The organism is Streptomyces sp. NPDC006430 (assembly GCF_040612395.1).
Lineage (GTDB): Bacteria > Actinomycetota > Actinomycetes > Streptomycetales > Streptomycetaceae > Streptomyces.
This window is the reverse complement of record NZ_JBEXQA010000002.1, coordinates 286035-309537: the sequence shown is the minus strand read 5'-3', so window position 1 is coordinate 309537 and position 23503 is coordinate 286035. Positions and strand designations below refer to the sequence as shown.

Here is a 23503-nt window from a genome sequence, read left to right as displayed (position 1 = left end):
TGTCAAGAGGCCGGACGACTGAGGAGGGCCGGGTCTGGAGTGGGGGGTCCCGGCCTTCGGTGGAGCGCGTATTGCCGCGGGTCAACGGGTATGCACGACCTTGCCCGCCGGGGGTTCCGGCGGGCAAGGGACTTGAGTCACATCTGAGCTTGTGAACCGGGACTCAATCCGTCGGGCCCCGGTTTGTCACCTCTTCTTCTCCTGGTTTTCCTTCGCGCCCGACCCCTTCAACCAGCCGATGTCCTGGAACCGGGGGGTGCCGAGGCCGAAGGCGCCGGCATTGACCAGGCTCGGCTTGACCGCCACCAGCTGGGGGCGCTGGTAGAGCGGAATCGAGCCGGCCGCGGCCCAGATCCGGGCGTCCGCCTTGCGCATCAGCTCGCGCGAAGCCTCCTCGTCCAGCTCACCGACGGCCTCGTCGAACAGCTGGTCGATGTGGTCGGTACCGACCCGGGTGTAGTTCTGTTCGACGAGGAGCGAGCCGTCGGCGGCCGGCTCCGGCTTGGCGAAGATCGGGCGGGCGTCGGTGGCCGGGTAGGCGGTCGCCGGCCACGAGTAGAGCGCCAGGTCGTAATGGCCCGAGGCGACGTGGTCCTTGAAGAAGCCTTCGTCGGCCACCCTGGTCAGCTCGGTGCCCACGCCGACCTTCTTCAGCATCTGGGCGATCCGCTCGCCGACCGTGCGCAGGGCCTCCGAGCCGGGGCCGGCCGGGAGGACGAACCGCAGGGAGAGCGCCTTGCCGTCCTTGGCCAGGATGTTTCCGGAGGTACGGACGTGCTGGGCCGGGGCCGGCGCCGGGGAGGGCTTGCCGGAGGGTGCGGGCGCCTCGCCGTCGCGGCCCGGGGCGCGCTTGGCGTCGCCGACGGCGTCGAAGGCGCGGGCCTGCGCCAGCAGCGCGGCCTGCTGCTCCGCCGCGAGCGGAGCCCGGGCCAGCACCGGCGAGGCCTGCTGCCCGCCCGGGGCGGACCCGTCGGCGTCCGTGGTCTCCCCGTCCGGGCCCGAACGGATCGCGGACCCGGCCTCCGGGAGCTCCCGGGCGGGGCTGTCGCCGTTGCGCTCGTCGTCCTGGCCGACGATGTAGAGGCCGTCGTTGCCGGTGCCCGGGCCCGACGGGGTCTTCCCGTCGTCCTGCCTGGCGTCCCGCTCCGCGTTCTCGGGGCCCGCCTTCGCGCCCGGGTCGGTGAGCTTGCCGTTCCGGCGCCAGCCGGCGTCCGCGAGCAGCGCCTGGGCCGCCTTGACGTCCTTGCCGCCGAGCGCGTCGCTGTTGTCGGCGTACGCCCGCTGCCCGGCCAGCGCCACGTGGCTGCCGACCGGCTTCGCCGGCAGGCCCAGGGGCTTCAGTACGATCTCGGCCAATTCCTTGCGGTCCAGGGCCCGGGCCACCGCCCGCCGGACCCGCTCGTCGGTCAGCGGGCCGGAGGACCCGTTCATGGCGAGCTGCGTGTAGGCCGGCTCCAGGGACTTGCGGACGGTGAAGTTGCGCAGGGCCGTCTGCTCGTCGGCGTACTTCCTGGCCGCATCGACGTTCTTCGCGCGGCTCTCCTGCTCCTCCTTCGCCTTCCCCTCGTCCGCGCCGTTCGCGATCGCCCAGGACAGCGTGGCCTGGTCCGCGGTCACCGAGGAGCCCGGCCCGTGGGCGGCCGGGGCACCGCCCCGGCCCCGGGCGCCCGCCGCGTCCCGGTGGGCCTGCGCGATCCGGTCGGCGCCGGCACGGTCGATGTCCGCCATGTCGATCTTGCCGGCAGCCAGTGCGGCCGGGCGTTGGGCCCGGGGGACGGCCGTCAGGACCAGCGTGTCCAGCTTGGCCGGCCGTCCCCACCAGCGGGCGTTGCGGGTCAGCGCCGCCGTGCCGGTCTTCTTGTCGATGGCTCCGAGGTTGAAGGGGCCGGCGGTGACTTTGAGGGCGCCTCGGGCCCCCTCGTTGAAGGCGTCCGGGGTGCCGGTGACCTGCTTGGGGTAGAGCGGCGAGAACAGGGAGCGCCAGTCGGTGTACGGCTTGGCGAAGGTGACCTTGACCTCCAGGTCGGTCTTGCCGCGCTCGATCTTCTCGATCCGGTCGTAGCCGGCGTTGCGGGCCGTCCAGTACGCCGAGTCCTTGCCGTTCAGCGCCCGCCACTGCGCCACGAAGTCGGCGGCGCCGATCTCGCGGCCGTCGCTCCAGACGGCCTGCTGGTTCAGCTTGTACAGCACGACCTGCTTGGGCTCACGCTCGACGACCTGGGCCTTCTCCAGGTAGTCCCGGTTGGCCACCGGCCGCCCCTTGTCGTCCAGCGTGAACAGCTGGGGTAGCACCGCCCCCGCGATCCGGGTGGTGGTGGCATCGGCGTCGGCCTGGAAGGTGTTCAGGGTGTTGGGGAGGTTGTCCACGGCCCAGCGCAGCACGCCACCGTCGGCGACCTTGTCACGGGTCGTCGCCGCGATGTCCTGACCGGCGGCCACCGGGCCGCCCTCGTCGTCACCGGCACCGCAGCCCGCGAGCAGCGGCAGTGCGAGGACTCCCGAGGTCAGGAGCACCAAGGACCTGCGCCTTCTCTGGGACATGGGTGGTACCTCCGGGACGGGGCGTGAAAGGGGCAGCTTGATCACGTTTGGCGGTATATGGAGCTGATCACACTGGGTGCCGCAACACACTGAAATCGACAGCCCGCCGCACCCCCCGCAGCCGGCCCTCGCCACGCCGCGAACCCCACCCGTGCGGACCAATCCGGCTTGCGTCACGAGGGGGCGTTCCCGCGTAAGAGGGATCAAAATGGGGTCAGGGAGGGGCGCACAGATTGCGCCTGCGCGCCCGCAATCCCTGCACGTCCCTTCACAACCGGGGACGGGAGGCGCGACACTCGCAGGCGCACATGAGCGTTGCCACCGCAACCTGCGGAAGTGAGGGCAAGTCATGTCCCTGCAAGATGATTTGACCGCCGTACGACGCAATCTGAACGAGCTGGTCCGCTCGGTGGAACGGCTGGAGCAGGACATCGCCCGGCAGGCCCCGGCCGCCCCGCGACCTCCGCGCCAGGAGGGCATGGTGCCCGTCCCGGACACCCCGTACGACAGCTCGCTGTGGAAGGACGTCGACGACGAGGGCCTCGGTGCCCGCGACCGCCGGGCGCCCTGACCCCCGCCCCGGCCCCGGCCCCGGCACCTCATTCCCATCCGGCCCAGCCGTCCGCGGCTGGGCCTCCTCGGTCACCCCTCATCACTCCACCCGGAGTCCCCTTTGGCCACAGGCACGGAACCACCCCGGCAGCTGACCGGCGTCCACGACGCCTCCCGGGCCGCGATCGCCGCCCGGCACCTGCGGACCGACCGGTGGTGGCTGGCCCCCGCCGGCACCGCGGCCGGGCTGCTCGCCTTCATCGTCTACTCGACGTGGCGGGCCTTCGCCAACGCCCACTACTACGCCGCCCCGTACGTCTCCCCGTTCTACTCCCCCTGTCTGGCGGAGAACTGCCAGGAGATGCGCGGCGGCCCCAACCTGGACCTCTTCGGCAGTTGGTGGGGCCCGTCCCCCGCCCTGCTGATCCTGGTCTTCCCGCTCGGCTTCCGGCTGACCTGCTACTACTACCGCAAGGCGTACTACCGCAGCTTCTGGTCCTCGCCGCCCGCCTGCGCCGTCGCCGAGCCGCACGCGAAGTACACCGGTGAGACGCGCTTCCCGCTGATCCTCCAGAACGCGCACCGCTACTTCTTCTACACGGCGCTGCCCGTCGCCGGCATCCTCACCTACGACACGGTGCTGACCTTCCGCAACGACCGGTACGAGTGGGGCCACATGGGCCTCGGAACGCTGCTGTTCGTCGTCAACATCGTGTTGATCTGGGCCTACACACTGTCCTGCCACTCCTGTCGGCACATCATGGGCGGCCGGCTCAAGCACTTCTCCGCGCACCCGGTGCGCTACCGGATGTGGGGGTGGGTGAGCCGGCTCAACACCCGCCACATGCAGCTCGCGTGGGCCTCACTGATCAGCGTGGCCCTGTGCGACTTCTACGTGTACCTGGTGGCCAGCGGCACCATCACCGACCCGAGGATCTTCTGACATGGCTCAAGTCGACCGGCAGCAGTGGGACGTGGTCGTGGTCGGCGCGGGCGGCGCCGGGCTGCGGGCCGCGATCGAGGCCCGCGAGCGGGGCGCCCGTACGGCCGTGATCTGCAAATCCCTGTTCGGCAAGGCCCACACGGTGATGGCGGAGGGCGGCATCGCCGCCTCCATGGGCAACGTCAACGAGGGCGACAACTGGCAGGTGCACTTCCGCGACACCATGCGCGGCGGGAAGTTCCTGAACCAGTGGCGGATGGCGGAACTCCACGCGAAGGAGGCGCCGGACCGGGTCTGGGAACTGGAGACCTGGGGTGCGCTCTTCGACCGCACGCCCGACGGGAGGATCTCCCAGCGCAACTTCGGCGGGCACGAGTACCCGCGCCTCGCGCACGTGGGCGACCGGACCGGCCTCGAACTCATCCGCACCCTCCAGCAGAAGATCGTCCAGCTCCAGCAGGAGGACTTCGCGCAGTTCGGGGACTACGAGGCGCGCCTCAAGGTCTTCCAGGAGTGCACGGTCACCAGGGTCCTGAAGGACCACGGCCCGCAGGACGGCGCTCGGGTCTCGGGGGTCTTCTGCTACGAGCGCGAGTCCGGCCGCTTCTTCGTCCTGGAGGCCCCGGCGGTGGTTCTGGCCACGGGCGGGATCGGCAAGTCCTTCAAGACCACCTCCAACTCCTGGGAGTACACGGGCGACGGCCACGCCCTGGCCCTCCTCGCGGGTGCCCCGCTGCTGAACATGGAGTTCGTGCAGTTCCACCCGACCGGCATGGTCTGGCCGCCCTCCGTGAAGGGCATCCTCGTCACCGAGTCGGTGCGCGGCGACGGCGGGGTGCTGCGCAACAGCGAGGGCAAGCGGTTCATGTTCGACTACGTCCCGGACGTCTTCAAGGAGAAGTACGCCGAGTCCGAGGAGGAGGGCGACCGCTGGTACGAGGACCCGGACCACAACCGGCGGCCGCCCGAGCTGCTCCCCCGCGACGAGGTGGCCCGGGCCATCAACTCCGAGGTCAAGGCCGGCCGCGGCTCCCCGCACGGCGGGGTCTTCCTGGACGTCTCCACCCGGATGCCGGCCGAGCGGATCAAGCGGCGGCTGCCGTCGATGTACCACCAGTTCAAGGAGCTGGCGGACGTGGACATCACGGCCGAGCCGATGGAGGTCGGCCCGACCTGCCACTACGTGATGGGCGGGATCGCGGTGGACTCGGACACCGCGGCGACGGTCGGGGTGCCGGGCCTCTTCGCGGCGGGCGAGGTCGCGGGCGGCATGCACGGTTCCAACCGGCTCGGCGGGAACTCCCTCTCTGACCTGCTGGTGTTCGGCCGGCGGGCCGGTCTGCACGCCGCGCAGTACGCCGCCGGCCTCGGCGGTGCGCTGCCGGTCGTGGCACAGGCACAGGTCGATGCGGCGGCCACGGAGGCACTGGCCCCGTTCCACGCCGCCGAGGGTGCGGAGAACCCGTACACGCTCCACCAGGAACTCCAGACGACCATGAACGACCTCGTCGGCATCATCCGCCGCGAGGGCGAGATGGTCGAGGCCCTGGAGAAGCTGGCGGCCCTGCGCGTACGGGCCGCCCGGGCCGGTGTCGAGGGGCACCGGCAGTTCAACCCGGGCTGGCACCTCGCCCTGGACCTGCGGAACATGCTGCTGGTCAGCGAGTGCGTGGCCCGCGCGGCCCTGGAGCGCACCGAGAGCCGCGGCGGGCACACCCGGGAGGACTGCCCGTCGATGGAGCGCAGTTGGCGCCCGGTGAACCTGCTGTGCCGTCCGGTGGACCCGATCCCCGAGGACCCGGCCGCCGACCGGATCAGCCTGGTCCGGACCCGTACCGAACCCGTCCGCCCCGACCTGCTCGCGCTCTTCGAGAAGGAAGAGCTGGTCAAGTACCTCGCCGAAGAGGAGCTCTACGAGTGACTAGCTACGACGCACGCTTCCGGATCTGGCGGGGCGACGCGGAGGACGGCGGGCTGCGGGACTTCACCGTCGAGGTGCACGACGGCGAGGTCGTCCTGGACATCGTCCACCGGCTCCAGGCGACCCAGGCTCCGGACCTCGCGGTGCGGTGGAACTGCAAGGCGGGCAAGTGCGGCTCGTGCAGCGCCGAGGTGAACGGCAGGCCACGGCTGATGTGCATGACGCGCATGTCCACCTTCGACCGGGCCGAGACGATCACGGTCACCCCGCTGCGCGCCTTTCCGATCGTCCGGGACCTGGTCACAAACGTGTCCTTCAACTACCAGAAGGCGCGCGAGGTCCCGGCCTTCGTACCGCCGCAGGGCGTGGCGCCGGGGGCGTACCGGATGCAGCAGGTGGACGTGGACCGTTCGCAGGAGTTCCGCAAGTGCATCGAGTGCTTCTTGTGCCAGGACACCTGCCACGTGGTGCGTGACCACGAGGAGAACAAGGACGCCTTCGCCGGTCCGCGCTTCCTGATGCGGGTCGCTGAGCTGGACATGCACCCCCTGGACGCGGCGGCGCAGGTGGGCCTGGACCGCAAGCGCACGGCCCAGGAGGAACACGGGCTCGGCTACTGCAACATCACCAAGTGCTGCACGGAGGTCTGCCCCGAGGGCATCAAGATCACCGACAACGCGCTGATCCCGCTCAAGGAGCGGGCGGTGGACCGCAAGTACGACCCGCTGGTGTGGCTGGGGAACAAGATCCGCAGGCGTGCCGACCTGTAGCACCTCCGGCCGTTCACTTTGCAGGACACAATGCCCTCTGAGAAGACGTCGGATGACGGGTTGTCAGGGGGCTTTGCGGTGCGCGTGGGGGATCAACTGGCCGGCCGGTACCGGCTGGACCGGCGGCTCGGCCAGGGCGGCATGGGCGAGGTGTGGCGCGGGCACGACCTGAATCTGGACCGGGCCGTGGCGGTCAAGGTACTGCTGGAGGCGGCCACGAACGACGAGGTGGTCGCCCGCTTCCGGCGCGAGGCCACCATCGGGGCGCGGCTCCAGCATCCGGGCATCACGGTGGTGCACGACGTGGGGCAGCAGGACGGGCGGCTCTTCATCGTGATGGAACTGCTCGCCGGCGAGGACCTGGCCACGATGCTGGCGCGGGACGGCGGGCTCGCGGTGGACCTCGCGCTCGACCTGGCCGCCCAGACCGCCGAGGCCCTGGCCGCCGCCCACGAACAGGCCGTGGTCCACCGGGATCTAAAGCCCGCCAACCTCTTCCTGCTGTCCGGCCGGCGGCTCAAGATCTGCGACTTCGGCATCGCCCACTCCGCGGACGCGACGGCGGGCTGGACGGTCACGGGCCGGATGTTCGGTACCCCCGCGTACATGGCGCCGGAGCAGTGGCGGGGCGAGCGGGTGGGCGCCCGGTGCGATCTGTACGCCCTGGGATGCGTCCTGTACGCCCTGTTGAGCGGAGCCCCGCCGTTCGGCCAGGGCGAGGGGCCGTACGTCCTGATGCGTCGGCACATCGAAGAGGCGCCGCTCCCGCTGCGCGAGGTCGGCGCCCCGGTGCCCCCGGAGCTGGACCGGCTGGTCCTGGCCCTGCTGGCGAAGGACCCGGCGGACCGGCCGGAGTCGGCGGAGGGGGTGGGCAAGACCCTGCGGGGGTTGCCCAGCCTTCGCGGGGGCGGAATCGGGGACGGCCCGGGCCCGGGGTACACCCCGCCCGACCCGGAGCCGGAATCCGGCCGAGAACCGGGAACGAGGCCCGAAGCCGGGGTCGACCGGACGCCGGCATCGCAGCCGGAGTCCGGAGCCGACCGAACGCCGGCACCGCGGCCCGAAGCCGAGACCGACCATGCGCCGGGATCAGGCCCGGAGGGCAGAACCGGCCAGGCGCCGGGTTCGCGGCCGGAGGCCGGGGTCGAAAAGGCGCCCGGATCCGGGGCCGAGGAGGCGCCGGCGCCCGGGTCGGGGGCCGAGTGGGCTCCGGAGCCTGCGTCCGAGTCCGGCGCCGGGCGGGCGGGCGAAGCGGGGGCCGGGCGGGCCGCCGAAGCAGGCACCGCACAGGCCGCCGACGCAGGGGACGGGCAGGCCGCCGGGAGTATGGCTTCCGGCGTTCGGGAGTTCGTACGGGGCCTGCTCTTCGAGGTGGAGGACGCGCTGCGGGAGCTACCCGTTGGCGACGACGCCCGCGTCGAGGTGCTGGCCGTCGCCGCCGACGCCGCGGCCCGCTTCGACGCCGACCTCGCAGTCCGGCTGCTGGCCGACGCCGAGCACGCGGCCTGGGCCGACGGCGAGGGCGACGGGGCCCGGGTGGCCCGGCTGCTGACGGCGCTGGCCCGGGACACCGCCGCGCACGCCCCGGCGCGGGCCCGGCGGCTGCTGACCGACGCACAGCAGGCGCTGTTCACGGTGTCCGACCCCCAGCGGGAAGGTCCGCTGCGCGCGCTGGCCGAGGAACTGATCAAGGTGGCCCCCGAGCAGGCCTTCGAGATCGCCGGGTACCACTTCGGCGGGCGCCCGGCCCGCAGCGGGCTCCGGGCCCGGATCGCGGCGGCCGTCGCCGCGGCCCGGCCCGAGGAGGCCGAGCGCCGGCTGACCGTGATCCAGGACCCGGGCCAGCGCGCGACCGCCACGTACGACATGGTGCTGGCCGTCGCGCCGCGGGACCTGGACACCGCCCTGCGCATGAGCGAGCGAATCGGTTCTGCCGGGGCCCGGCTGCTGGCGCTGTGCCAGGTGGCGCGCGACCGCGCCGAGGCCGGGGACGCGGCGGGCGGGGCACGGGCGCTGGAGCAGGCCGAGGAGGAGCTCCCCCGGTTCCTGGAGGAGCGGGCGGCCTGGCTGCGTGAGGAGGCGGCGCACCAGGCCGAGCAGGGCCGGCTCGTACAGGCCGAGCGGCTGCGTACCCAGGCGGCCGCGCTGCTGCGTGGCGACCTCGACCCGGAAGAGGCGCGCGACGAGAAGGCCGGCCACGCCCTGTCCTCGCTGGCCGAGGCCCGGGCCCTCGTCCGGCGGGCGGCCCTGCCGCCGCTGGACCCGGCGGAGGCACGGGAGTGCGCGGACGCCGCCCGCGGTCTGCCGGATCCGGCGGAACGGGCCCGCGCACTGGCCCGTACCGCGCAGAAGTGCGTGGCGGCGGGCCGGACGCCATGGCTGGCCGAGGCCGCCGCCGACGCGGGGAGCCCGCCGCCACCCGGCACGACGGCCCAGGGCGGCCCGTTCACGGGGCCCGCGGCGGCCCCTGCGACGTACGCCCGTCTCCGGGGCGGGTGGCCCGAGGCACCCCCGTTGCTCCAGCAAGCAGCCCCCGGGTCCCAGCTCTGGCGCACCAGCACGCGGCCGGACGCCCTGTACACGGCCGGTGCGTACGTCGTGTGGCGGTCGGGGCCCGAGGTGGGCTGCGTACGAGCCGACTCGGGTGTGACCGGCTGGACTGCCTACGCCGACGAGGGCGCGGCTGCGGCTCCGCTGCCCGGGTCCGGGCGGGTGCTGGTGTCCTGCGTGGCGGACGCGGCCACGGTGTACGTGGAGGTACGGCGGGAGGGCGAGCCGGGCGTGCGGCTGCTGGCGCGCGAGCCGCGCGACGGGCGGGTGCGGTGGTGGCGGGACCTGCCGCAGGAGCGGCCTCTGTGGAGCGCGGGGCCGGTGCTGGTGCACGGGGCGCCGGGCGACCTGACCGCGCTGCGGGCGGCGACGGGCGAGATCTTGTGGCAGCGCGCGTTGCCAGACACCACCACCCGGTCCTCGGCGGAGGCGGGCGATCGCATGGTCCTCTCAGACGACCGGCAGTACCAGGCGCTGGACCTGTCGAGCGGGCGGCAGATGTGGTCACGGCGCCGCGACCGGCCCGCCGACCGCACGGTCCACGGGCAGCCCGTCCACATCCTGGACGGGGACCACCTCCTCGCGCTGGACCGCGGCACGGGCCGGGAGATGTGGCGGTTCAGGCTGGGCACGCCGGCGGAGCGGCTGTTGGTCGAACAGTTCACCGTGTACGCGGCGGCGTACCGTCCGGAGCAGGGCGGGGACGTGGTGTTCGCGTTCGGCGCGGAGAACGGGGAGCCGTACTGGCAGCGGCCACTGACCCGGCACGAGGGCACGGTGTGCACGGTCGAGCTGCTGGGCCTCCGACCGTGGGGCCTCTACGTGAACGCCTCCCGCGGTGGTCGCCGCGGGATGTTGAACCGGCCGACTGGCCCGTCCGTCGCCGTCCTGGACCGGGGAACGGGCAAACCGCGCCGCCAGTGGGCGCAGCCGGGGCTCGCCGAGGGGGGCACCCTGCTGATCGGCGACCAGCTCGTCCTCTCCCGCCCCGAGCTGTCGGCGTACGCCCTCCCGTGACGGGCCCGGGCCCGTGCGGCGCTCCGAGTGCGGGGGCCCGAAAGCGCCCATACCCTCCCAAATATGACGCCGCCGAGGAGCAGGGCGAAGGGACGCACCGCCGCCGGGATATCCGTGCGGATCGGGCTCGTCCTCGCCACCGCGCTGCTGACGCTCGGCGGGTGGGGGGTGGTCGGGGCGCCGGCCGCACGGGCGGAGGATCCCGTCACGCTGTCCGGGCAGGGCCAGGTCACCGACCGGGTGGGCGCCCTCGGTGACCGGCGGGCCGACGTCACCGCCGCGCTGGAGCGGCTGTACGCCGACCGCAGGATCCAGCTCTTCGTGACGTACGTGCACGATTTCTCCGGGCGCTCCGCGCAGAGCTGGGCGGACGCCACCGCGCAGAAGAACGGCCTCGGCCGGGACGACGTGCTGCTGGCCGTGGCCACGGGGGCCCGGCAGTACGCCTATTCGGCCGACGTCGACTCGGGATTCACCCAGGAGCAGCTGGCCTCGGTGGCGAGGACCGCGATCGAGCCGGCGCTGAAGCAGAACGACTGGGCGGGCGCCGCGATCGGCGCCGCGCGCGGCTACGACGCCGTACTCGGCGGGCAGCCCGTACCGGTGCCCGCCATCACCCCCGGCGAGGCGAACCCCGGCGGTGGCGCGGGCGGCATGAGCGGGGCGGGCGACTTCGTGCTTCCGGTGGCTCTCGTGGGCGCGGCCGGTGTGGTCGGGGTGTACGCGTACAGCCGCCGCAAGCGCAGGGGCGCCGGTACGCGGAGCACGACGGGCTGGGGCGAACAGCCCGCGACCACCACCGCCCTCCCGTTGCCCGAACTGGATGCCAAGGCCAGGGGCCTGCTGGTGGAGACCGACGACGCGGTGCGCACCAGCACCGAGGAACTCGGCTTCGCCACCGCACAGTTCGGCGACGCCGCGGTGGGCACCTTCACCGAGGCCGTGGCCCTCGCGCAGAGCGAGCTGACGGCCGCGTTCCGGCTGCGCCAGCAGCTCGACGACGCGTACCCCGAGGACGATGCCACCCAGCGGCGGATGTTGGACGAGATCGTGGCCCGCTGCACCGAGGCGAACCGGCGGCTCGACGCCGAGTCGGCGGACTTCGACCGGCTGCGGGACCTGGAGAAGAACGCCCCGCAGGCACTGGCGACGGTGGAGGCGCACGTCCGTACCCTGACGGGCCGTACGGTGACGGCGCGCGCCACCTTGACCGCACTGGCCGGCCGGTACGCCGATTCGGCGTCGGCGCCGGTGGCCTCCCACGCCGAACAGGCCGAGGACCGGCTGTTGTTCGCGACCAGCAGCCTGGACGAGGCCCGGGCGGCGCTCGACGGCGGGGAGAACGGGAAGGCGGCCGTGCACGTGCGGGCGGCGGAGGGTGCGGTGGACCAGGCGGCGACCCTGGTGGACGCGGTGGAGCGGCGGGCGCAGGAGCTGGCGGAAGCGGCCGGGAAGCTGCCCGGGGCGCTCACGGAGACGGAGACCGACCTCGCCGACGCGCACGGCCTGCTGACCGGCACCGCACAGGGGACCTCGACTGCGGACCTGCGCGGCCGGATCGGCCGGGCCGAGGCGGTCCTGGCCGGCGTACGACAGGAGGAGGCGGCCGGCCGGTACGACCCGATCGACGCACTGCGCCGGGTCGAAGAGGCCGACGCGGCCCTGGACGAGGCGCTGGCCGGGGCGCGGGAACGCGAGGGTGGCCGCCGGCGGGCAGCCGCCCTACTGGACCAGGCGCTGCTGTCGGCGCGCAGCGCGATCGGCGCGGCGACCGACTACGTCACCACCAGCCGGGGCGCGGTCGGCAGCGAGGCCCGCACCCGGCTGGCGGAGGCGCAGCGGCGCCTGGAGCGCTCGACGGCGCTGGGGGAACAGGACCCGGCGGCAGCCCTGGCCGAGGCCCAGCAGGCGGACGCACTCGCGCGCCGGGCCCAACAGCTGGCCGAGCAGGACGTACGGGCGTACCGGGACCCGTACGCCGGTGGCGCGGCGGGGCAAGGGGGCGGCGGCATGGCCGGTGCGGTGCTGGGCGGCATCATCCTCGGCGAGTTCCTCGGCGGCGGCCGGGGAGGGGGCGGCAGCGGGTTCGGCGGCGGTGGTTCAGGTGGGGGCGGCGGGCCGGGCCCGGGCTCCTTCGGCGGCGGAGGCACCCGCGGCCGCATGGGCGGCGGCGGTCGCTTCTGAGCGCTTTCCTTCGCCCGATGAGAGGGCACCGACGAGAGGGCACCGATGAGCAAGCAGACCATCCTCGGCCGCGTCACCCAGCTCGCGAAGGCCAATGTCAACGCCTTGCTGGACCAGGCGGAGGATCCGCAGAAGATGTTGGACCAGCTGATCCGCGACTACACGAACAACATTTCGGAGGCGGAGCAGGCGGTGGTGACGACGATCGGCAACCTGCGGATGCTGGAGGCGGACCACCGGGAGGACGTGGAGGCGGCTGCGGAGTGGGGCGGCAAGGCGCTCGCGGCGAGCAGGAAGGCGGACGAGCTGCGCACCGCCGGGGCGACGGCGGACGCGGACACGTTCGACCACCTGGCCAAGGTCGCGCTCGGCCGCCAGCTCCAGTCGGAGAAGGAAGCGACGGCGGCGGAGCCGACGATCGCCGCTCAGACGGAGGTCGTCGACCGGCTCAAGGCCGGGCTCGACGCGATGAAGGACAAGTTGACGGCGCTGAAGGCGAAACGCGACGAGTTGGTGGCGCGGGCCAAGACCGCACAGGCGCAGAACACGATGATGGACGCGGTGAAGAACATCGACGTCATGGACCCCACCAGCGAACTCGCCCGCTTCGAGGACAAGGTCCGGCGGGAGGAAGCCAGGGCCCTGGGCAAGCAGGAGCTGGCGGCGTCCTCCCTGGACGCGCAGTTCGAGGCCCTGGACGACCTCGGCAGGTCCGCGGAGATCGAGGCGCGCCTCGCGGCCCTGAAGCACGGCTGAGCTCCGTCTGCGGCGCCGCCGGGCGCCGGGCGCCGGGCGCCGGGCGCCGGCAGCATGCCAAGGGCGGTCCCGCCGTCCCCGGCGGGACGGCCGCCTCAGCCGTACATGTTCAGTAGCTGTTCCGCCGAGAGTTCCGAGACCGCTTCCGATGCCGCACCCGGGAGCGGGAGCTCGAACCACACCGTCTTGCCCCGGTGGGTGCGGCGCGTGCCCCAGCCCGCCGACAGCATGCCGACCAGTTGCAGGCCTCGCCCGCCCTCGTCCGTGTCCCGCGCCCGCCGCCGTCGCGGCTGCACCAGGTTCCCGTCCCAGACCTCGCAGACCAGGGTGCGGTCCAGCAGCAGCCGCAGCCGGATCTCGCCCTCCCCGTACCGCAGGGCGTTCGTAACCAGCTCGCTGACCAGCAGTTCCGTGGTGTCCAGGAGCCCCTCCAGACCCCACGCGGGCAGCTTCGCCCGCGCCAGCTCCCGCGCCCGGCCCACCGAGCGCGCCTCGCGCGGCAGCTGCCAGTCGCCCACCGCGTCCACGGGCAGCCCCTGCACGCGGGCCATCAGCAGGGCGATGTCGTCCTCGCCGTGCCGCGTGTCCAGCGTGTTCAGCACGTGGTCGCAGACGTCCTCCAGCGGTCGCACCGGGTCGGCCAGGGCGTCCCGCAGTCCGCGCAGTCCTTCCTCCAGCGGGTGGTCGCGCGATTCCACCAGCCCGTCCGTGTACAGGGCGAGCAGTGCCCCCTCGGGGAGGTCCACCTCGACCTCCTCGAACGGCTCGCCGCCCACTCCCAGCGGCATTCCCGGCGGCACTTCCAGCAGCAGGCCGGGCCGCGGGGGGGCGCCCGGTTCCGCGGGTTCCACCAGCACCGGCGGCATGTGCCCCGCGTTGGCGATGGTGCACCGCCGCGTCACCGGGTCGTAGACGGCGTACACGCACGTCGCGAGGTACACCTCCGAGCGGTCCGCGTCCCGCGAGTGCAGGGCCGCCCGGGACGCCTGCTGCGATCCGCCGGGCGCCCCCAGCCCCCGGGCGATCTCGTCCAGTGCGGTCAGCACCTCGGCGGGTTCCAGGTCCAGCAGCGCCAGGGTCCGTACGGCGGTCCGTAGTTCACCCATCGCGACGGCCGCCCGCAGGCCCCGGCCCATCACGTCGCCGACGACCAGCGCCGTGCGGTGTCCGGGGAGCTCGATGACGTCGAACCAGTCCCCGCCGACCTCGGTGGCCGCGTTCCCCGGCAGGTACCGGCAGGCGATGTCCAGGCCGGCTGCCTCGGGGTCCCCGGGCGGCAGCAGGCTGCGCTGGAGTATCAGCGCCCGCTCGTGCTCGCGGCGGTACAGCCGGGCGTTGTCGATGCAGACGGCGGCCCGGGCGGCGAGCTCGACGGCCACGGCCCGGTCCCGTTCCCCGAAGGGCTCGCTGCCCTTCGTACGGGAGAACTGGGCGAGCCCGACCACCGTGTCGTGCGCGACCATCGGCACGACCAGCGTCGACTGCACGAGGTCTTCCGGCCCGCCGGATTCGATCAGCCGTGGCCGCGCCGTCCGCAGGGCCAGTGCTCCGGGTGACGCCGCCGGGTAGCGGTGGATCTCCCCTACGGCGACCAGCGAGCCCGGACCGGACAGTGGGGCGTCCGACACGGCCGAGGCGAAGGCGACCCGCCGCAGCGGTGCAGAGGGCGCCCGTCCGGGCCCCTGCCCGGGCAGGGTCGGCATCCCCGGGCCCTGTGGTCGAGCCGGGCGGTCGTCGTCACCGAGCAGCAGGCCTTGGTAGAGGTCGACGGCGGCGAGGTCGCAGAAACCCGGAACGGTCACGTCCAGCAGTTCGCGGGCCGTGGTCTCCAGGTCGAGGGAGTTCCCGATGCGGTGCCCGGCTTCGTTGAGCAGGGCGAGGTTGCGTCGGACCCCGGCCGCCTCGCGGGCGGCGAGGTGGCGGCGGGTGACGTCGGTGCCGATGCCCGCGACACCGACGGGGCGGCCGGTGCCGCCGTGGACGCGGTAGAGGTTGATGGACCAGTGGCGGCGCTCCCGGCTCCCGGGGGCGGCGCCGGTGATCTGGAGGTCGGTGACGGAGTCTCCGGTCTCCAGGACCCGCCGCAGGGCCTCAGCCATCCGGTCGGCCTCCTCGGGCGGGAGGTAGTCGTGGACGGTGCGGCCTCGGTGTTCCTCGACGGCGCCCCCGAAGACGGTGGCGAAACGGCGGTTGGCGCGCTGCACGGTGAGGTCCGTGCCGAAGAGCAGGAAACCGAAAGGAGATTGACCGAATATGGCCTGCGAGGCCGCGAGATCGGACTCGATCCGGCGCAGTGCGCGCACGTCGACCACGACGCACAGCGCGGCCCGCTCGGCGGTTTCGGTCTGGGTGGGCATCACATAGATCTCGGCCACGCCGTGGGTGCCGTCCCCGCCCGGGATGCGGAAGGGGACGAGGCCGGTCCATTCCTTGCCGTCGAGGATCTCGGCCACCCTGCGGTGCCCGTCGGCGCGCAGCTCCGACGGCATGAAGGCGTCCACCGGATCGCGACCCACGGCCTGTGCGGCGGTCAGCCCGAACAGGTCCTCGGCGCGCAGGCTCCACTGGTCGATGAGCCCGTCGGGTCCGATGGAGAACGACGCGACCTTTATGTAGTCATATATCGAGCCAGGCGGGCTGCTGTGCCACAGGGAGTCGTGCCATGTCTCCCCGGGCACACGGGCCTGATGTGCCTGCGCAGGTATCTCGCTCACGCGACCGTCCCCTCCAGCTCACCGCAACCGGACCGGCCATGACCGAAGTATTCAGCACCACGGCCCCGCACGGCACGGCGTTCACGATCACAAAAAGGTCCCGACTATTTCGAGCCATGCCCTGTGATCGTCGGCCATCCGTCACCTTGTTACTCACCAGGAAGCGCCAACTCGAACCACACGGTTTTGCCCGACTTCCCGTGCCGCGTCCCCCACCGCTGCGCGGAGACGGCGACCAGTTGGAGTCCACGGCCCCCCTCGTCATCCGGCTGCGCCGCCCTCTCACGGGGCGGATCCGGAAGCGGATCGGAAACCTCCACGAGCAGTGCGGCGCCCCCCGTCCCACTACCACTGGCCGAATCGCGCCGTTCCAGCCGGACCCCGATCGGACCGGAGGCGTACCGCAGGGAATTGGTGACCAGCTCGCTGACCAGCAGAACGGTCACGTCACCGTAGGAGTCCAGGCCCCAGGAGCTCAGTTTGCTGCGCACGGCGTGGCGGGCGGTACGGACGGCGCCGGGCTCGGCGGGGAAGACCCACTCGGCGCATTCACCGTCTGTGTCGATCACGCCGATCACTTCCCGGGCCGGCAACGACCCCAGTCCGATTCAGCAGGGACAGAGCCACGAGGGGCGGTGCACGCGCAGTTCACGATAAGGACTAATACCGACATACCCGATATTCGAGGCGTCGTACCACCCGATCCTCATGCACCGGCGCACTGTGGCGCAGACGGCCTAGTAGAGGCACTTCACGCGCCCCCGTGCGACCTCGCGTGCTGCTCACCGCGCCGGGTGCGCAGCCGGCGCCCGACCTCGGCGACCGCCGGGCGGTCCTGGTCGAGCCAGTCCACCGAGTCCAGCTCTTCGGGGCCGAGCCAGCGCAGCTCGTCGTGGTCCTCCAGCGGCGCGGGCTCGCCGGACAGCAGCCGCGCGCTCCACACGTGCAGGACGAGCCCGGGCCTGAGCGGCCATTCCCCCGGGATCCGCTCCAGCGGCGCGGCCTCCACGCCGAGCTCCTCGCGCAGTTCGCGTACGAGCGCCTCGGGGACGGACTCCCCCGGCTCGACCTTCCCGCCCGGCAACTCCCAACGTCCGGCCAGCTCCGGGGGTGCGCTGCGGCGGGCGGCCAGCAGGCGGCCCTCATGACAAAGGGCTCCGCCCACGACCACTCGTACCGTCATGGGGCGGAGCCTATGTCAATGCCGGGATGCTCAGTTCGTCGTGGCGGTCTGACCGACCCGCTCGACCCAGTACAGCTGCTTGTGCCCTCCGGCTTCGAGGCTGTCGACGACCTTCTGGGCCTCGGACCGGGTGGGGTACCGGCCCACCCGGTAGCGGTTGCCGTTGTCGTCCTGCCGTATGACCAGCCACGGGAGCAGGGCACCGCTGTCGTTCATCGCGTTTCACCCTCCGCCGATGTACCTGCCCGGGAAACCGCATTGCGCATATGCCCGAGCTTACGCCCGACCTTTACAGAGCGGATACGGTTTTTCACGAAGAGGCACCTCACGGGCGTATGCATCCGGCCACGCGTACGAGTGGGCCGTGTACGCCGGTTCAGACCCGGCGCATCGCGGTCACGGGCAGCACCTCCGCGCCCCCTCCGGATGCCTTGCGGCAGACGTCCCCGCAGGTGGGGTCGAGGGAACGGCCCAGGGGCGGCTCGGCCTCGCCCGGACTGGCGGTCCGCGATGTCGGGGAGTTCGTACGCCGTCTCACAGACGGCGCGGGTGCGGGTGGCAATGACGCCCTCTCGGCGCCGCCCGCGCCCCTCTCCGCCGGCCGCGCCCGCGGCTGCGGCGCCCGCGGTAGCGCCTTCGGCCCGATGGGCCCGCCACCGTGCTCGGCCTGGCCAGGGAGGACTTCCCCGGGGTGACCCGGGCGATCAACGGGCACAGGACGAGGGCGAGTCCGGCCGTGATGAAGGTGGAGCACGGCTCCGGGGAGGCCCCGAGCAGCCCCGAACACGGCGGAGGATCGAGACCGTAGAGGCGATCACCATCGCGCCGAAACCTGCCGGGTTCACGGCCTACGGGTCCGCGTGCTTGAACTCGATGTGGGGCGGGCCGAGTCCGTGCCGCTCGTTGAGCACGAGGTGGGCGGCGACGGCGACGATCCACGCGATCCCACGGGCTCGACGCGTTGGGCATTGCTCACGACTGCCCTCCCAACACCCGGATGAGCGCGTGGCCCAGTGGCCCTCTCGGCTCTCGTCGGCAGCGAGTGTGGCGTAGCACCGGCGGGGCGCGTGCGCGCGGGCGGCCGTGGCGGCCGTGGCGGTGGCGGCCGTGGCGGTGGCGGCCGTGGCGGTGGCGGCGGTGGTGGTGGCGGTCCTACCGTCGGACGGTAGGACCGGGATGTGGCCCCCCGTCACCCGTGGGCAGCGCCCGGTTGTTGGGCCCCGCACCTTCACGTCAGCGCCCGGCCAACCCCCCGGAACCGCCCGGTCCGCTCACCGGACCGGCAGGTGGTACGACAGGCGGTAGCGGTCGGCCGGGACCACCACGTCGGCCGTCTCGACGGCCCGTCCGGAGGCGTAGTACGTGCGCCCGACGACCAGGACCACGTGTCCCGGGACACCACCGAGCAGCATCAGCTCCTCCGCCAGTCCCGGCCTCGCCCCGACCTCCTCCACCACGTTGTCCACGACCACGTCGATCGCGGCCATCCGGTCGACGACTCCGGAACCCCCGAGCGGCCCCTCCTCCGGCAGCATGATCGGGGTCCGGCCGGTGACCGCGAGCGGCTCCCAGGAGGTCGACAGCATCATCGTCTCCCCCGCGTCGCGGAACACGTACCGCGTCCGCATCACCCGCTCGCCCGGGTCGATGCCGAGCCGCTTGGCGATCTCCACCGGAGCGGCCGTCTGCTCGCTGCTGGACTCCCACGTGCCCCGCGCCCCCGCCTCGGCCTGCTCCTGCCGGAACGGCGTCGAGGGCCCGCCCGTGCGGTATCCCGAGCGGGCGACCCGTCTGGGTACGGGCTGCTCCCGTACGTACGTGCCCGACCCGGACCTGCCCTCGACCAACCCCTCCGCCATGAGGACCTTGCGCGCCTCCAGCGCCACGGTGTCGGAGACCCCGTACTCCTCGCGGATCCGGGCCTGCGAGGGGAGCCTGGCGTGCGGGGGCAGGGACCCATCGACGATCTTCCGTCGCAGATCCCCGGCGACGCGCAGATAGGCCGGCTGCTCACCGAAAGTCACTAGCCACTCCCATCAGGTTGACAGACAGCAACACCCTGGCAACCCACGGTTGTACGCCGCAAGCAAGGGCCAGAGTTTCACCCGAAGTGATGAAGCCTGGTCATCGAAACCCGTTACCGCGCGTTACCACGCACTATCTTCGACGGCCGGCTCACACCGGCGCCGAAGAGGACCCGTCCGCATCGCCGTCCGACTGTCGCGCGAGCCACTCCGGGACCGTCGTCGACAGGCCGTACGCGCCGCGCAGGACCTTCTCCGTGTCCACGGACAGCGCGTCCGACGCCAGGTCCCAGGCGTCCTGGAAATCCGCCGGCCTCGTCGCCCGCGCTGCCCGCTGCCACTGGGCGCGCGCCGCCCCGATCTCCTTGAGCTGCGCCTGCGCGGGCCCGGCCAGCGCCGGCCGCTCCTGCACCTGCGTCAGCAGCTCCGCCTCCGCGCCCAGCGCCCGGTCCACCTCGCCCGCCCACGCCCGGTAGACCGGCAGTGCCTCGTCGATGTCCTCGTCCGGCTCGCTGCCCAACGCGAGATCGGCCTCGTTCATCACGCGCAGGAAGGAGACCTGTTCCGGCTTCAGCGTCCCGGCGTCCTTGCGCAGGCTGCCCCGGTGCTCCTGCTCCGTCGTCCCGATGACGCAGAGCAGCCGCCGGTCGCCGTCGCCCCACGACTCGCGCGAGGGCGCGAAGTAGAACATCTCCGCATACGAGGGCAGCGCCCACGTGTCCATCGCGTAGGCGTCCTGCGCCCTCCAACACGCCTCCGTGGCGGTCTTCTTCAGTTCGATCACCCCGGGGAAGGCGGTGTTGTCCAACCGGGTCGAGGAGGTGACCTCCCCCTCGTGCACCTCGGTACACGCGATCCGGTAAATGAGCGGGCTCTCGTCGAGCAGGTCCCCGCCGGGGACGTTGAAGCAGTCACCCGCCCGCATGTCATCGATGTGGGTCAACTCGCCCTCGACGCGCTCGTACTGCTGCAACGTGTCCAGCCGGTCGAAGAACCGCCCGGCGAACCGGTCCGTGACGAGGACGAGGGCGACGGTCATCGCGAGCGACACCGCCAGGCCCGTGATCGCGAGCGCCCTGCCGCGCTCCCCCTTCCGCGCGATCTGGACGAGCGCCACGATCCCGAAGACGACGCCGAGCGGCGGCACGCACAACAGGCCGACCATCAGGGACGCCAGCGCGAAACCGTTGAGTGCGGGCTCCCGGTCCGTCTGCTGCGGGGGCGGAGCGGGCCAGTAGGGGTACGGCGGGGTGCTGCTCACGGGGCGAGGGGCTCCATCACAGGGGGCGCGAACGAATGCGCGAAATAGTACGCAGCGGGGGCGACCGTCGTGACGGTCGCCCCCGCAGTTCACCCGACCCGTGCGGCACGCTCGGTCCGGCCGGGTCAGAGCAGGTCGGGCCGGGTCAGAACTGGAGCGCCCATGCGTCGATCTTGCCGGTGTCGAGGTAGGCGTTGTCGTTCACGCGCAGCTTCCACACCCCGTTGGCCACCTCCGAAGAGGCGTTGACGGTGTACGTCTTGATCAGGTTGTCCGCGCTGCCGCCGCTGCGGTTGTGCAGGTTGTAGACGGACCCGTCGGGGGCGACCAGGTCGACCTTGAGGTCACCGATGTAGGTGTGCTTGATGTCGACCGAAACGCTCAGCGACGCCGGGGCGTTGCCGGAGACGCCGCTGACGGTGAGCGGGGACTCGACGGTCGCGTTGTCGTTGATCGCGTAGTCGCCGGTGTTCTCGAAGCGGGTGCCCGGGTTCGGCGGGGTGGTGCCGCCGCCCACGTACAGCAGGCGGTTGGGGGAACCGGAGCCGGGGCTGGTCACCACGTTCGGGGTGGCCGCGGCCACCAGGGCCGAGGCGACCTGGGACGGGGTGCTCGACGGGTTCTGCGCGAGGTACAGGGCCGCCGCTCCGACGACGTGCGGCGTGGCCATCGACGTGCCCGAGATGGTGTTGGTGGCGCTGTCGCCGGTGCCCCACGAGGAGGTGATGGAGGAGCCCGGGGCGAAGACGTCCAGCAGGGAACCGTAGTTGGAGTAGCTCGCCTTGGCGTCCGTGCTCGTGGTGGCGCCGACCGTGATGGCCTCGGCGACGCGCGCCGGGGACTTGGTGCTCGCGTCCGTGGACTCGTTGCCCGCGGCGACGCCGTACGTGATGCCGGAGGCTATGGAGTTGCGTACGGCGGTGTCGAGCGCGGAGTCGGCTCCGCCGCCGAGCGACATGTTCGCCACGGCCGGCTTGACGGCGTGCTGGGTCACCCAGTCGATGCCGGCCACGACCTGGGCGGTCGTACCGGAGCCGTTGTTGTCGAGGACGCGGACACCGACGATCTTGGCCTTCTTGGCCACGCCGTACGAGGTGCCCGCGACGGTGCCGGCGACGTGCGTGCCGTGGCCGTGGCCGTCCTGCGCGGTGTTGTCGTTGTCGATGGCGTCGTAGCCGTAGGAGGCGCGGCCCCCGAACTCGGTGTGGGTGATGCGGACACCGGTGTCGATGATGTAGGCGGTGACGCCCTCGCCGGCCGTGTCCGGGTAGGTGTAGCTGCTGTCGAGCGGCAGCGCCCGCTGGTCGATGCGGTCCAGGCCCCAGGACGGCGGACTCGGCTGGGTTCCCTGGGCGTCGTCGATGGTGAACGTCCGGTTCTGCACGACGGACCTGACCGCCGGGTCCGCGGCGAGCTTCTTGGCCTGCGCCTCCGACACGGCGACGGAGTAGCCGTTGAGGGCGGCGCTGTAGGTCCGGTCGATCTTCGCGCCGTAGCGCTCGGCGACGGCCCTGCCGCTGTCGGCGGTGGAGCGGGCGGCCGAGTCCTTCAAGGTCACGATGTAGCTGCCGGCGACCGCGCCGGGTGCTCCGGCGTTCTCGATGACGCCCCGGGGGGCTCCGTCGGCCGCCGAGGCGGGCAATGCGGCGGCCGCGCCGAGCGCGAGGGCCACGACGGCGGTCGCGGTGGTGGCGGCGACCTTCCGGCGGGTGTGACGCATCACGGACATGTGAGGGGTCCTCCTCATAGGTGGTGCGCTGCGGGGGGTGGGCGGCATGAGCATGCCCATGACAAACCCTGCGCGGTCCGCCGGGCTGCCGCCTCCGAAAGGTTGACCCACGCGTTCGTCATCCCACAAGGGGAAGGCGAACGCGTAACATCGGTGCCATACAACGGCCATGAATGAGCAAAGGCGCTCTGCACATGACGCACGCACTCCCCGGCTACGTCTGTCCCGACGACCGCACCCGAGCGGACGTCAGAACGGCGCCCTGGTGCTGCCCGGTGTGCGGCGGCCCGTGGGACCTCGACTTCACACCGGATCCGGCCAGTGCGCTCGCCCCGAACGCCGGACCCAACTCCCTGTGGCGGTACGGCGCCGCGCTTCCGCTGCCGGGGGCGTTCTCCGTGACCATGTCGGAGGGCAACACCCCGCTGGTCCCGCTCGCGGAGCGGATTCACGCCAAACTCGACTTCCTGATGCCGACGTTGTCGTTCAAGGACCGCGGTGCGGTGATGCTCGCGGAGCTGGCCCGGAGACTGGCCCCGCAGCGGGTGGTGGCGGACAGCAGCGGGAACGCCGGAACCGCCGTGGCCGCGTACTGCGCGAGGGCCGGGCTGCCTTGTGAAGTTTTCGTGCCCGAGGGCACTTCGGAGAAGAAGACGGAGCAGATGCGGGCGCACGGGGCATCGGTCCGCTTCGTGCCGGGCGGCCGGGAGGCCACGGCCGAGGCGGCCCGGGAGGCCGCCGACCTCCCGGGCGTCTTCTACGCGAGCCACGTCTTCAACCCGTACTTCCTGCACGGCACGAAGACGTACGTGTACGAGGTGTGGGAGGAACTCGGCGGCCGGCTCCCCGAGACCCTCGTCGTCCCGGTGGGCAATGGCACGCTGCTGCTGGGGGCGGCCCTGGCGGTGCAGGAACTGGCCCGGCGCGGGGTGCGGCCACCGGCGCTGATCGCGGTACAGGCGGAGGCGGTGTCTCCGCTGGCGACGGCCTTCGCCGCGGGCTCCGAGGAAGCGGACCGGGTGGAAGAGCGCCCCACCCTGGCCGAGGGGATCGCGATCCCGGCCCCGCCACGGGCCCGCCAGATCCTGGCGGCGGTCCGCGCGTCCGGCGGCACCTTCCTGACGGTCTCCGAACCGGCCCTGCGCGCGGCCCAGCGGGACCTGGCGCAGCGGGGCCTGTTCGTGGAACCGACGGCTGCGGCCTGCTGGGCGGCGGTGGGCCCGCTCTCCCCCGCGGACCCCCTCCACGGCCGCACCGCGGTCCTCCCCCTGTGTGGTGCGGGCCTCAAGGCGGGCTCGGCCGGCTGACCGCGGGCGCCGCCGCGGCCGAGCACCTACGTGTCGGAAAATCGCCAGCCC

Annotated in this window: 17 protein-coding genes; 8 read left to right on the top strand and 9 right to left on the bottom strand. The window is 72.7% G+C overall.

Annotated features, from left to right (window positions below):
• Window positions 1-186: 186 nt before the first annotated feature.
• Window positions 187-2541, bottom strand: coding sequence for an ABC transporter family substrate-binding protein (locus ABZZ20_RS04550; RefSeq protein WP_356866648.1), 2355 nt, complete (start codon window positions 2539-2541; stop codon window positions 187-189).
• A gap of 349 nt (window positions 2542-2890) precedes the next feature.
• Between ABZZ20_RS04550 and ABZZ20_RS04545 the strand changes: the two genes are divergently transcribed.
• From ABZZ20_RS04545 to ABZZ20_RS04515, 7 genes are all read left to right on the top strand, one after another.
• A complete protein-coding gene (locus tag ABZZ20_RS04545) occupies window positions 2891-3112 on the top strand; it encodes a hypothetical protein (protein WP_356866646.1) in 222 nt (73 codons plus the stop codon).
• 102 nt (window positions 3113-3214) lie between these two features.
• Window positions 3215-4036, top strand: coding sequence for a hypothetical protein (locus ABZZ20_RS04540; protein WP_356866644.1), 822 nt, complete (start codon window positions 3215-3217; stop codon window positions 4034-4036).
• Window position 4037: 1 nt separating this feature from the next.
• Window positions 4038-5957 carry a fumarate reductase/succinate dehydrogenase flavoprotein subunit gene (locus ABZZ20_RS04535; RefSeq protein ID WP_356866642.1) on the top strand — a complete coding sequence of 640 codons (1920 nt, stop codon included), beginning with the start codon at window positions 4038-4040 and terminating at the stop codon, window positions 5955-5957.
• Entirely contained in the window at window positions 5954-6727 is a 774-nt protein-coding gene (locus ABZZ20_RS04530) for a succinate dehydrogenase/fumarate reductase iron-sulfur subunit (protein WP_356866640.1), read from the top strand. Before ABZZ20_RS04535 ends, ABZZ20_RS04530 begins: the two co-directional genes overlap by 4 nt.
• A 78-nt stretch (window positions 6728-6805) precedes the next feature.
• Entirely contained in the window at window positions 6806-10294 is a 3489-nt protein-coding gene (locus ABZZ20_RS04525) for a protein kinase (protein ID WP_356866638.1), read from the top strand.
• A gap of 63 nt (window positions 10295-10357) precedes the next feature.
• Window positions 10358-12478 (top strand): TPM domain-containing protein, encoded by a 2121-nt coding sequence (locus tag ABZZ20_RS04520; RefSeq protein ID WP_356866637.1) that lies wholly within the window; start codon window positions 10358-10360, stop codon window positions 12476-12478.
• Window positions 12479-12523: 45 nt separating this feature from the next.
• The gene (locus tag ABZZ20_RS04515) at window positions 12524-13234 is read left to right on the top strand and encodes a PspA/IM30 family protein (RefSeq protein WP_356866635.1); all 711 of its coding nucleotides are present in this window, start codon (window positions 12524-12526) and stop codon (window positions 13232-13234) included.
• Between the two features lie 95 nt (window positions 13235-13329).
• Here the strand turns inward: ABZZ20_RS04515 and ABZZ20_RS04510 are convergent, their stop codons facing one another.
• The 8 genes from ABZZ20_RS04510 to ABZZ20_RS04475 all read right to left on the bottom strand — a co-directional run bounded on the left by ABZZ20_RS04510 (window position 13330) and on the right by ABZZ20_RS04475 (window position 22145).
• Window positions 13330-15912, bottom strand: a complete 2583-nt coding sequence (locus ABZZ20_RS04510; protein ID WP_356867217.1) for a SpoIIE family protein phosphatase — start codon at window positions 15910-15912, stop codon at window positions 13330-13332.
• Window positions 15913-16097: 185 nt separating this feature from the next.
• The gene (locus ABZZ20_RS04505) at window positions 16098-16526 is read right to left on the bottom strand and encodes an ATP-binding protein (RefSeq protein WP_356867215.1); all 429 of its coding nucleotides are present in this window, start codon (window positions 16524-16526) and stop codon (window positions 16098-16100) included.
• 173 nt (window positions 16527-16699) lie between these two features.
• Window positions 16700-17131 (bottom strand): (deoxy)nucleoside triphosphate pyrophosphohydrolase, encoded by a 432-nt coding sequence (locus ABZZ20_RS04500; RefSeq protein WP_356866633.1) that lies wholly within the window; start codon window positions 17129-17131, stop codon window positions 16700-16702.
• Window positions 17132-17161: 30 nt separating this feature from the next.
• The gene (locus ABZZ20_RS04495; RefSeq protein WP_356866631.1) at window positions 17162-17347 is read right to left on the bottom strand and encodes an SPOR domain-containing protein; all 186 of its coding nucleotides are present in this window, start codon (window positions 17345-17347) and stop codon (window positions 17162-17164) included.
• A 632-nt stretch (window positions 17348-17979) separates the two neighbouring features.
• Window positions 17980-18324 (bottom strand): hypothetical protein, encoded by a 345-nt coding sequence (locus tag ABZZ20_RS04490; protein WP_356866629.1) that lies wholly within the window; start codon window positions 18322-18324, stop codon window positions 17980-17982.
• Between the two features lie 78 nt (window positions 18325-18402).
• Entirely contained in the window at window positions 18403-19155 is a 753-nt protein-coding gene (locus ABZZ20_RS04485; protein ID WP_356866627.1) for a GntR family transcriptional regulator, read from the bottom strand.
• A gap of 151 nt (window positions 19156-19306) precedes the next feature.
• Window positions 19307-20416 (bottom strand): DUF4190 domain-containing protein, encoded by a 1110-nt coding sequence (locus ABZZ20_RS04480; protein WP_356866625.1) that lies wholly within the window; start codon window positions 20414-20416, stop codon window positions 19307-19309.
• A 145-nt stretch (window positions 20417-20561) separates the two neighbouring features.
• Window positions 20562-22145, bottom strand: a complete 1584-nt coding sequence (locus tag ABZZ20_RS04475; protein WP_356866623.1) for a S8 family peptidase — start codon at window positions 22143-22145, stop codon at window positions 20562-20564.
• A 194-nt stretch (window positions 22146-22339) separates the two neighbouring features.
• On the opposite strand from ABZZ20_RS04475, the gene ABZZ20_RS04470 reads away from it, so the two are divergent.
• Window positions 22340-23452 (top strand): threonine synthase, encoded by a 1113-nt coding sequence (locus tag ABZZ20_RS04470; RefSeq protein WP_356866621.1) that lies wholly within the window; start codon window positions 22340-22342, stop codon window positions 23450-23452.
• Window positions 23453-23503: the final 51 nt, after the last annotated feature.